Origin of the sequence: Nocardia sp. CC201C (genome assembly GCF_030010695.1) — a bacterium.
In the GTDB taxonomy this organism is placed as follows: Bacteria; Actinomycetota; Actinomycetes; order Mycobacteriales; family Mycobacteriaceae; genus Nocardia; species Nocardia otitidiscaviarum.
This window is the reverse complement of record NZ_JASCXP010000257.1, coordinates 1-10,466: the sequence shown is the minus strand read 5'-3', so window position 1 is coordinate 10,466 and position 10,466 is coordinate 1. Positions and strand designations below refer to the sequence as shown.

11 protein-coding genes are annotated in these 10,466 nt (G+C 69.0%); 5 read left to right on the top strand and 6 right to left on the bottom strand.

The window, feature by feature from the left end:
- On the top strand, positions 1-1,048 hold a 1,048-nt coding region (locus QK444_RS23920), incomplete at its 5' end, for an aminotransferase class I/II-fold pyridoxal phosphate-dependent enzyme (RefSeq protein WP_282783879.1).
- A 454-nt stretch (positions 1,049-1,502) separates the two neighbouring features.
- Entirely contained in the window at positions 1,503-1,916 is a 414-nt protein-coding gene (locus QK444_RS23915) for a hypothetical protein (protein WP_282783877.1), read from the top strand.
- 25 nt (positions 1,917-1,941) lie between these two features.
- Here QK444_RS23915 and QK444_RS23910 read toward each other — a convergent pair whose 3' ends face one another.
- The gene (locus QK444_RS23910; protein WP_282783875.1) at positions 1,942-3,816 is read right to left on the bottom strand and encodes an ABC transporter ATP-binding protein; all 1,875 of its coding nucleotides are present in this window, start codon (positions 3,814-3,816) and stop codon (positions 1,942-1,944) included.
- Positions 3,817-3,902: 86 nt separating this feature from the next.
- On the opposite strand from QK444_RS23910, the gene QK444_RS23905 reads away from it, so the two are divergent.
- Positions 3,903-4,334 (top strand): MarR family transcriptional regulator, encoded by a 432-nt coding sequence (locus QK444_RS23905; RefSeq protein ID WP_282783873.1) that lies wholly within the window; start codon positions 3,903-3,905, stop codon positions 4,332-4,334.
- Positions 4,335-4,395: 61 nt separating this feature from the next.
- Here QK444_RS23905 and arc read toward each other — a convergent pair whose 3' ends face one another.
- Positions 4,396-6,156 carry a proteasome ATPase gene (arc, locus tag QK444_RS23900; RefSeq protein WP_029923568.1) on the bottom strand — a complete coding sequence of 587 codons (1,761 nt, stop codon included), beginning with the start codon at positions 6,154-6,156 and terminating at the stop codon, positions 4,396-4,398.
- Between the two features lie 244 nt (positions 6,157-6,400).
- Here arc and QK444_RS23895 point away from each other — a divergent pair, with 244 nt between their 5' ends.
- Positions 6,401-6,877, top strand: a complete 477-nt coding sequence (locus tag QK444_RS23895; RefSeq protein WP_282783870.1) for a hypothetical protein — start codon at positions 6,401-6,403, stop codon at positions 6,875-6,877.
- Between the two features lie 63 nt (positions 6,878-6,940).
- Here the strand turns inward: QK444_RS23895 and QK444_RS23890 are convergent, their stop codons facing one another.
- Positions 6,941-7,774 (bottom strand): tRNA (adenine-N1)-methyltransferase, encoded by an 834-nt coding sequence (locus QK444_RS23890; RefSeq protein ID WP_039814532.1) that lies wholly within the window; start codon positions 7,772-7,774, stop codon positions 6,941-6,943.
- Positions 7,775-7,929: 155 nt separating this feature from the next.
- Between QK444_RS23890 and QK444_RS23885 the strand changes: the two genes are divergently transcribed.
- Positions 7,930-8,853 carry a RecB family exonuclease gene (locus QK444_RS23885; protein WP_282783867.1) on the top strand — a complete coding sequence of 308 codons (924 nt, stop codon included), beginning with the start codon at positions 7,930-7,932 and terminating at the stop codon, positions 8,851-8,853.
- Here the strand turns inward: QK444_RS23885 and QK444_RS23880 are convergent.
- From QK444_RS23880 to QK444_RS23870, 3 genes are all read right to left on the bottom strand, one after another.
- Positions 8,830-9,072: a hypothetical protein gene (locus QK444_RS23880; RefSeq protein WP_029923564.1), complete on the bottom strand. Its 243-nt coding sequence runs from the start codon at positions 9,070-9,072 to the stop codon at positions 8,830-8,832. The two genes, QK444_RS23885 and QK444_RS23880, sit on opposite strands and share 24 nt — an antisense overlap.
- A 139-nt stretch (positions 9,073-9,211) precedes the next feature.
- Positions 9,212-10,063, bottom strand: a complete 852-nt coding sequence (hisG, locus tag QK444_RS23875; RefSeq protein ID WP_282783864.1) for an ATP phosphoribosyltransferase — start codon at positions 10,061-10,063, stop codon at positions 9,212-9,214.
- A gap of 87 nt (positions 10,064-10,150) precedes the next feature.
- Positions 10,151-10,432 carry a phosphoribosyl-ATP diphosphatase gene (locus QK444_RS23870; protein ID WP_172544861.1) on the bottom strand — a complete coding sequence of 94 codons (282 nt, stop codon included), beginning with the start codon at positions 10,430-10,432 and terminating at the stop codon, positions 10,151-10,153.
- Positions 10,433-10,466: the final 34 nt, after the last annotated feature.

Here is a 10,466-nt window from a genome sequence, read left to right as displayed (position 1 = left end):
GGATCCGGCGCTGCTGCCCGATCTCACGGCGGCGCTGCGCCGACTCGGCGACGACGACTCCATCGACGACCTGTCCGCCACCTATCTGGGCGAGGCCATGCTGCCGGAGCTGGAGCGGGTGGTGCGCGCGGACTGGCCTTTCCGGCCCGATCGGCTCACGGTGCTCGACGGCGCGCTCGACGCCATCGACCGGCTGCTGACCGCGCAGGTGCGCCTCGGCGATGCCGTGGTGGTCGAGAATCCGTGCTTCCCACCGTTTCTCGATCTGCTGGCACGGCTGGGGGCGCGTGCGGTCCCGGTGGAGATGGACGAGTCGGGCATGCGGCCCGACGAACTCGCGGCGGTGCTGGCCGAACACGCGCCGACCGCGCTGCTGCTACAACCCCGCGCTCAGAATCCCACGGGCACGTCACTGTCGGCTGTCCGGCTGCGCGCCCTCGCCGATGTGCTCGCCGCCCACGATCTCGTCGTGATCGAGGACGACCACTCCGCGGGCATCGCCCACGCGCCACCCCGCTCGCTGGGCACCCGGTTGCCGCGGCACACCGTGCACGTGCGCTCGTATTCCAAGTCCCATGGCGCGGACCTGCGTCTGGCCATTGTCGGCGGCCCGGCCGAATTGCTCGACCCGGTGATCGAGCGCCGTATGCTCGGCCCCGGCTGGTCCAGTCGCCTGCTCCAGCGCGTACTGCTGCACATGCTCACCGACGACGCCGCCCGCGACCGGGTCGCCACCGCACGCGCCGAATACCGCCGCCGCACCACGGCACTGCGCAAAGAGCTGTCCCGCCACGGGATTTCGGTATCCCCGGCCGACGGCATCAACCTGTGGCTACCCGTGCTCGACGAATCGGCCGCCATGATCTCCCTCGCCGCCGCCGGAATCAAGGCCGCCCCGGGTACCCCGTTCGAGGTGATCGGCCTGCCCGCCACCGACCATCTGCGCATCACCCCCGCCGCCGTCGCGGACGGCGACACCCCCCGGCTCGCCGCCGAACTGGCCGCCGCCGCCCAGGCCGCGCCGACCTACCGCCGCCTGCGACGCTGACCCTGGGAGGTCGACCGGAACGCCCGACCGGACGAACCGGGCCGATCCGAGCCGGTGTGCGCTCGTCCTCCGACGGACCACGTCGTCAGCACAGTTGATGACACCGGCCGCGCGGCGACATCACCCGGCGATCACGCCGAGTCCCGCCTCCGATCCACGGGTAGCCGCCGGGCCGTGCGACCCATGGCGCTGCCGCGGGCCGCACGGCCACCCCGCGCGGGTCGGCACGTGCGCGCCCGCCAGGTTCGCGGACGACCACACCGACGTGAGGTACATCACGACAGCCCGCCGGCTCGTTACGGTGATCGTGCAGCACAGCGGCCGGAACCGAGGTGCATCCGCGCGATCGGTAGCGCGGACACCCGTAACAGCGGCATGATCGAGCCTCGATTCCCCAGCGATGGCATACCGCCGATCGACCGATAGTGACCGATCGCAGACAGTGGGAGAGCCGATGACTTCGATTGCCCGCAGCGTCACCCGCATCACCGCGACCGCCGCCGTCACCGCCGGGGCCGCCCTGGCCCTGGGTACGGGTACGGCCGCCGCCGACGACTGGCCGGTGCAGCAGCCGAACAGCCCGGTCTCGGTCTTCGAGGCCGAGGGGTTCCTGACCCCGACCGATCTCGACTACTGGAATCCGCTGAACACCGGATACCGCCTGACCTCGCCCTACGGCAACAGCACCCGCATCGTGTGCACCGCCTTCCACGGCGTGATCATGGAGTGCTACCAGGCCGATCAGGACGGCAACCCACACAAGCTGGCCCGCCTGCCGTTCAACTTCCCGAACATCACCGGGTCGTCGCAGCCCGGCGGCGGTCCCAGCCACTTCGTGTACCCGGGCTACCTCCCCGGGATCAGCTGACCCGCCACGACCCGCCGGAAAGTCCTCAGCGCACCAACGCCGGGCGGTCCGCAGGTGTCGTACCCGTCACCGACTCCGCGTCCCCGACCGATCCCGCGCCTGGCGCCGAGTCCGGTACCGATGCCGTGCCCGCCGCCACCGCCGCGCTCGGTGCGAGCACACCGTCGCGCGCCAGCAGATCGGCGTAGGCGGTGCCGCGCGCGAGCAGTTCCTCGTGGGTGCCACGCTCGACCACCCGGCCGTGGTCGAGCACCACGATCTGGTCCGCGTCGCGAATCGTGGAGAGCCGGTGCGCGATGGTGATGGTGGTGCGTCCGGCCGACAGGGCGTCGATGGCGTCCTGCACCTCGCGTTCGGTGCGGGTGTCCAGGGCGCTGGTGGCCTCGTCCAGGACCAGGATCGGCGGATTGCGGAGAATGGCGCGGGCCACCGCGAGGCGCTGCTTCTCACCGCCGGAGAACCGGTAGCCGCGCTCCCCGACCAGGGTGTCGTAGCCCTGCGGCAGGCTCGCGATATGGTCGTGAATCCGGGCCGCCCGTGCCGCGGCGCGCAGTTCCTCGTCGGTGGCATCGGGTTTGGCGAAGCGCAGATTCTCGGCCACCGTGGCATGGAACAGGTAGGTCTCCTGTGAGACCACCCCTACGGCCGCGGCCAGGTCGGCGAAACTCAACTCGCGCACATCGACGCCGTCGATGGTCACCCGACCCGAGGTGGCGTCGTAGAGCCGCGCCACCAGATAGCCGAGAGTGGTCTTCCCGGAACCGGTCTCACCGACGATCGCCAGGCCGCTACCGGCCGGGACGTCGATATCGATATCGCGCAACACCTCCCGGTCGGCGTCGTAGCCGAAGCCCACCCGCTCGAACCGCACCGCGCCTGTCACGCCCGCCACCGGCAGCGGGACCGGCCGCTCGGGTTCGGTGATATCCGGTCGCAGATCGAGGTATTCGAAGATGCGGCCGAACAGCGCCAGCGAACTCTGCACCTCCACACCCGTGGACAGCAGCATGACGGCGGGCCGCAGCAGTCCCGCCTGCAAGGTCGTGAACGCCACCAGCGTGCCGACGGACACCAGCGGCGTCCCGGACGCGGCGGTCAGCCCGGCCGCCCAGTACACCACCGCGGGCATGGCCGCCATCACGATGGTGATGGTGGACTGCCGCCACCGCCCCGCCATCCCGGACCGGATCTCCAGGTCCACCAGCGACCGCGACTCCCGGTCGAAATCGTCCACCAGCGCCGGGGCGCGACCCATGGTGCGCCCCAGCAGAATTCCGCTCACCGACAGCGATTCCTCCACCACGGCCGACATGGCGGCCAGTTGCCGCTGTCGCTGCGCGGTGATGCGCCGCCGCTCGGCCCCCACTCGGCGGCTGATCCAGACGAAGAACGGCAGCATGGCCAGTGAGATCAGCGTGAGCCGCCAGTCCAGCGCGAACATGGCGACGACGGCGGCCAGCACCGAGGTGAAGTTGGCGATGAGCGAGGTCGCAGTGGAGGTGACGGTCGACTGCATGCCGCCGATGTCGTGGGCGAGGCGCGACTGCACCTCGCCGGTGCGGGTGGCGGTGAAGAACGCCAATGGCATGGACTGCAACCGTGCGTAGACGGCAGTGCGCAGATCGTGCATGACGCGCTGCCCCACCGTGGTGGACAGATAGGTCTGCCAGACCCCGAAGACCGAGGTGAGCGCGGCCACCGCGATCATGCCCAGCGCCAGCAGGGTCAACAGCCCGGTGCGGCCGTGCGGCAGCGCGTCGTCGAGTACCGCGCGCAGCATGAACGGGGAGGCCAGACCCACCAGCGACGACAGGCCGACCAGTGCGCCCACCAGCGCGAGACGCGCCCGATAGGGGCGGAAGAGCCGGATGATCCGGCGCAGTTCGGATCGGGCGGCCATCGGCACCCTCCTTCCCACGGGAACCCCCGCTATAACTGAGCTTGACTCAATATTGTTCCCCAGAACATTGATCTATGCTCACAAATATGACGGAGGCCATCGAGGACGACCTGCCCGAGCTGTTCCTGCGCACCGCCCGCCGCATCCGCCGTGCCCAGCAGGCCGACCTCGCCCCACTCGGCCTCACCCCCGCCCAGGCGCGCGCCCTGCGCATTCTGGGCCACAGCGCCGAACCGCTGCGCATGTCCGCGCTCGCCGAACGCCTGGGTATCGTGCCCCGCTCCGCCACCACCGTGGTCGATGCCCTGGAAGCCGCGGGCTGGGTCGACCGTGCCACCGATCCGGCCAATCGCCGCGCCACCCTGGTGGCGCTCACCGACTCCGGTCGCGCCGTCCTGACCCGCATGTCCGATGCCCGCCGCCGAGCCGCCCGCGATCTGTTCGCGCGCCTGTCCCCCGAGCACCGCGCATCGCTGCGCGCCATCCTGGCCGAATTGGCCGCTGGGGACGGCGAGTAGGCCCCGCGACGGCGACGGGGCGCGCCTCCCGAAGGAAGCGCGCCCCGTCGTGTCGTACCGCTTACAGGTACTGCCCCGTATTCGACTCGGTGTCGATCGCCCGGCTGGCCGAGGCGTTCTTGCCCGTCACCAGGGTGCGGATGTAGACGATCCGCTCGCCCTTCTTACCCGAGATGCGGGCCCAGTCATCGGGATTCGTGGTGTTGGGCAGGTCCTCGTTCTCGGAGAACTCGTCCACGATCGAATCGTAGAGATGCTGGAGCCGCAGGCCCGGATTGCCGGTTTCCAGGACGGACTTGATGGCGTACTTCTTGGAGCGGTCCACGATGTTCTGGATCATGGCGCCGGAGTTGAAGTCCTTGAAGTACAGCACCTCCTTGTCACCGTTGGCGTAGGTGACCTCCAGGAAGCGGTTGTCCTCGCTCTCGGCGTACATCCGCTCCACGACCCGCTCGATCATGGACTGCACGCACTTGCCGCGGTCGCCGGGGAACTCGTTGAGATCGTCGGCGTGCAGCGGCAATTCGTCCGTGAGGTACTTGGAGAAGATGTCGGCCGCGGCCTCGGCGTCCGGGCGCTCGATCTTGATCTTCACGTCGAGTCGGCCGGGCCGCAGGATGGCCGGGTCGATCATGTCCTCGCGGTTGGACGCGCCGATCACGATGACGTTCTCCAGGCCCTCCACGCCGTCGATCTCCGACAGCAGCTGCGGTACGACCGTGGTCTCCACATCGGAGGAGACGCCCGAACCGCGAGTGCGGAAGATGGAGTCCATCTCGTCGAAGAACACGATCACCGGAGTGCCTTCGCTGGCCTTCTCGCGGGCTCGCTGGAAGATGATGCGAATGTGGCGCTCGGTCTCACCCACGAACTTGTTGAGCAGCTCGGGGCCCTTGATGTTGAGGAAGAACGACTTGGCTTCCTTGGCATCCTCACCGCGCGCCTCGGCGATCTTCTTCGCGAGGGAGTTGGCCACGGCCTTGGCGATCAGGGTCTTACCGCAACCGGGCGGGCCGTAGAGCAGCACACCCTTCGGGGGCCGCAGCGCGTACTCACGGAACAGATCCTTGTGCAGGAACGGCAGTTCCACCGCGTCGCGGATCTGCTCGATCTGGCGCGACAGGCCGCCGATGTCCTCGTAGTCGACATCGGGCACCTCTTCCAGCACGAGGTCCTCGACCTCGGCCTTGGGAATGCGCTCGAAGGCGAAGCCCGCCTTGGTGTCGACCAGCAGCGAATCACCCGGCCGCAGTTTGCGAATCGGGGAATCCGGATCGTCCAGATTGTCGACGTCGACCAGACCCGAGAGCGGTCCGGACAACCACACCACGCGTTCTTCGTCGGCATGGCCGACCACAAGCGCGCGGCGGCCGTCGTCGAGAATCTCGCGCAGCGTGCCGATTTCACCGATGGCCTCGAAATGTCCGGCCTCCACGACGGTCAGCGCCTCGTTGAGGCGCACGGTCTGACCGTAGGTGAGTTCGGAGGTGTCGATATTCGGTGAGCACGTCAGTCGCATCTTGCGCCCAGAAGTGAACACGTCGACCGTCTGATCGTCGTACACCCCGATGAGAACGCCGTAGCCGCTGGGCGGTTGCCCGAGGCGGTCCACTTCCTCGCGCAGGGCGACCAGTTGCTGCCGCGCCTCCTTGAGGGTGTCCATCAGCTTGGTGTTGCGAATTGTCAGCGAATCCACCCGGGCTTCCAATTCCCGTGTGCGATCCGGCGTGTCGGCGAGTTGCCTCCGGAGTGCAGCCGCCTCGGCGCGTACTACCTCGAGTTCCCTCCAGGCTGCCGAATCCGAATGTTCGATGGGGCTCATGATGCTGCTCCTCCCAGTCCCGGTCTATCAACGCTACCGGGGACAAGCCGTTCCCGCTTTCCGACATGGTTTCGTCGTGATCACATCTAGGCTGCGGTCACCGGGCCGGACGACCATGTTAGCCTGCCCTAACCTGTTTCCGGCGAGCTATTTCGCCGACCGAGCCGAAAGGGTGCTATCGATGCTCCTTCCCAGCAGTCGTACCCGTTACCGGGTTAACGCCACAAGGACGCTTCGTGTTTCCGTGGCTACCGTCGCGGCGGCCCTCGCCGTTACCGGCACCCTGGCGGGCTGCGGCTCGGACGACACCGATTCCGGGTCCACGACCGCTGCCGGCAGCGTCTCGGCCACCACGGTCGCACCTGACGATAATGCCGCCGCACCCGCCGTCACCGCGGCGGAATTGCGGTCCACGCTGACCACGTTCGCCGATCCGGCGGTTCCCGCGGCCGACAAGGCGAAACTCGTGACCGACGGTGACCAGCGGGTCGCGCTCATCGAGCGGATGAACCAGGGCCTGGCCAACTACCAGGTCACCTTCACCGTCACCGAGGTGCGGCAGGACGGCGACCGCGCCGACGCCGACGTGGATGTCACCAGCCCGCACGGCACCATGCCCGATGTGGCCATGACCTGGGAGTACGACGACAGCACCTGGAAGATCTCGGACGCCTCCGCGTGCACCATCCTCGGCATGGCGCGCGCCGCCTGCCAGCCGTAGCAACCCCGCGGTCCGCGCACCGATCAGCACGGTGCGCCGGACAACGGATGATCGCCACGTCCCTCAGCCCTTGGACGGCCTCCGCTGTGGCTTGGGGGCCACCACGCCGTCGGCCAGCCGCCGCGCGCTCACCAGAAACGCCGTATGCCCCTGCATGCGGTGTTCAGGGCGCACGGCGAGGCCGACCACGTGCCAGGGCCGGATGAGCGACTCCCAGGCGCGCGGTTCGGTCCAGCACTGCTGGCGGCGCAGCGCCTCCACCACCTCGGAGAGCTGGGTGACGGTGGCCACGTAGACGATGAGCACGCCGCCGGGGATGAGCGCCTTGGACACGGTGTCAAGGACGTCCCAGGGCTTGAGCATGTCGAGGATGACGCGGTCGACCTGGTCGCCGGAGTATTCGGCGAGGTCGGCGACGGTGAGGTCCCAGTTCGCCGGGCGTTCCCCGAAGAACTTCTCGACATTCTTGACCGCGTGTTCGGCGTGGTCGTCGCGCACCTCGTAGGAGATGACCCTGCCCTCGGGGCCGACCGCGCGCAGCAGCGAGCAGGTGAGCGCACCCGATCCGGCACCGGCCTCCAGCACCCGCGCACCGGGGAAGATATCGCCCTCGTGCACGATCTGGGCGGCATCCTTGGGGTAGATGACCGCCGCGCCGCGCGGCATGGACAGCACGTAGTCGGTGAGCAGCGGCCGCAGCGCCAGATACGGCGTGCCGTTGGCGGAGTTCACCACGCTGCCCTCGTCGACGCCGATGAGGTCGTCGTGGCGGATCTGCCCCTTGTGGGTGTGGAACTCCTTGCCCTCCTCCAGGATCACCGTGTGCTGGCGGCCCTTGGCGTCGGTCAGCTGCACCCGGTCACCGCTGCGGAACGGGCCGGTCCGTCTGGCCGTCATGTATCTCCTGTCCAGTATCCATGGGCTTGATCGCCGGCCCGCCGTGGTCACGCAGGCTGCCGCCTCCGGGCCGGACCGATCATGCCGTTTGCCGCGCTGTCGCCACGGCCGTCGTCTGCCGCACCGTGTCGGTGCCTGGGTTTAGCCTGCCAGGTATGCAGGTGCCCGCGTCCACGACCCCGGATTCCGCGGGCGGTACGCCCCCGCCCACCGAACCGTTCGTGGGGCGGCCGCTCGCGCTGTCGCCTTCGCGGGCAATCGATTTCAAACAGTGCCCGCTCAAATACCGGTTGCGGGCAATCGACCGGATACCGGAACCGCCGTCCACGGCGGCGGTGCGGGGCACCCTGGTGCATGCCGTCCTCGAGGCCCTGTTCGGGCTCCCGGCGACCGATCGGCTACCGGAGGCCGCCGCGGCCCTCGTCGAGCCCGCGTGGGCCCGCCTGATCGCCGACCGGCCCGAGGTGGCGGACGTGGTGGCCGACGGCGGCCTGCCGGTGCTGCTGGCCGAGGTCGCCGACCTCGTCCGCGTGTACTTCACGCTGGAGGACCCGACCACCGTCGATCCGGAGTCGGTGGAGTTCTTCCTCGAAACCGAACTGCCCGACGGTTCGCCGGTGCGCGGCATCGTGGACCGCATCGACCGGGCGGCCGACGACGCCCTGCACATCGTCGACTACAAGACCGGCCGCTCCCCCGCCCCGGCCTACGAGGCCCGCGCGCTGTTCCAGTTGAAGTTCTACGCCCTGGTCCTGTTGCACACCCGCGGCGTGGTGCCCGCCCAGCTGCGGCTGCTCTACCTGGCCGACGGGCAGACGCTCACCTACGAACCGGATGCCGACGAGCTGCGCCGCTTCCAGCGCATCGTGTCGGCGCTGTGGGCGGCCATCGACGCGGCCACCAAGACCGGCGACTTCCCGCCCAACCGGGGCTGGATGTGCGACTACTGCGACTACCGCGCCCTGTGCCCGGAGTTCGGCGGCACCCCGCCGCCGTATCCGGGTGTCGCGGCGGCTATCGCGGAATCGGACGCGGCGGAATCGGGCCCAGCGCGGTCAGGCGCAGAAGGCGTGGCCTGAGTCGTCCTGGCGCGCCGTGGTACCGGGCGCGCAGGCGCGGACGGTCCAGCGTCCGTCATCGCAGATGGCCAGATGGGTCCAGTCCCAGATGACGGTCTCGCCGAGATCGTGGGCGGGACAGGGCAGCTCCTCGGCCGCCGCGGGACCGCCCGGCACGGCCGTCAGAACCGCGGCGGTGCCGAGAACGATTGCGACGCAGGACTTCCGCAGAATGAACATCGAGCCTCCGTGGTGTCGTTCGAGCGATCGATATGACACGGGTGAAGCAAGATGACGCGAGGCCACGCTAGCAAGCACCCGCCGCGCATCGCCACGGCGGGTGCTGAATCGTGATGTGGTTGTGTGGATGCGGCCGTGCTCAGAAGGCGCGGCAGGAGCGGATGTCGGTGGCCAGGATGGCCTTCGCGCCGAGATCCGCCAGCCGGTCCATGAGTTCGTTGCCGCTCTTGCGCGGGACCAGCGCCCGCACCGCCACCCAGTCCGGATCGGTGAGCGGGGAGACGGTCGGCGACTCCAGTCCGGGTGTGATCGCCACGGCGGCGTCGAGCAGCGTCTTGGGGCAGTCGTAGTCGAGCATCAGGTACTGCTGAGCGAAGACGACGCCCTGGACCCGGGCCACCAGCTGGTTGCGCGTCTTGTCGCGCTGGTCCGCGCCCTTCGCCTCGATCAGCACGCCCTCGGAATCGCACAGCGAGTCGCCGAAGGCCACCAGATTGTGCTGGCGCAGGGTGCGGCCCGAGCCCACCACATCGGCGATGGCGTCGGCCACGCCGAGCTGGATGGAGATCTCCACAGCGCCGTCGAGGCGGATGACCTCGGCCTCGATCCCGCGCGCGGCCAGATCCGCGAGCACCAGATTCGGATAGGAGGTGGCGATGCGCTTGTCGTAGAGGTCCTCCACCTTCCATTCGCGTCCCGCCGGTGCGGCGTAACGAAAGGTGGAGCGGCCGAAGCCGAGCGAGAGCCGCTCCTGCACCGGCGCACCGGAGTCCAGGGCGAGGTCGCGGCCGGTGATGCCGAGGTCCAGCTCACCGGAGCCGACGTAGATGGCGATGTCCTTGGGCCGCAGGAAGAAGAATTCCACCTGGTTGGCGGGATCGAGGACGCTCAGATCGCGGGAATCGGTGCGCTTGCGGTAGCCCGCCTCGCTCAGGATGGCGACGGCGGATTCGGAGAGTGCGCCCTTATTGGGGACGGCGACGCGAAGCATAGGGTGTCCTTTCGGGACGGGTGGGGGGACGTGCGGACGGCGGTCGAGTGGGGTTCGGCCGTACGGCGGGTACGGCGATTCGGCGCGTCACAGATGTCGGTACACGTCCTCGAGCCGCAGTCCGCGGCCCACCATCAGCACCTGCACCCAGTACAGGAGCTGCGAGATCTCCTCCGCGAGCGATTCGTCGCTCTCGTGCTCGGCGGCCAGCCAGACTTCCCCGGCCTCCTCCAGCACCTTCTTGCCCTGCGCATGCACGCCGGCGTCCAAGGCGGCGACGGTGCCCGACCCCTCGGGTCGGTTGACGGCACGATCCTGCAGCTCGGCGAACAGGGCTTCGAAAGATTTCACGAGCAAACATTCTCGCAGACCAGGGGCGGCCTACCGCTGCCGGGCCTGCCCG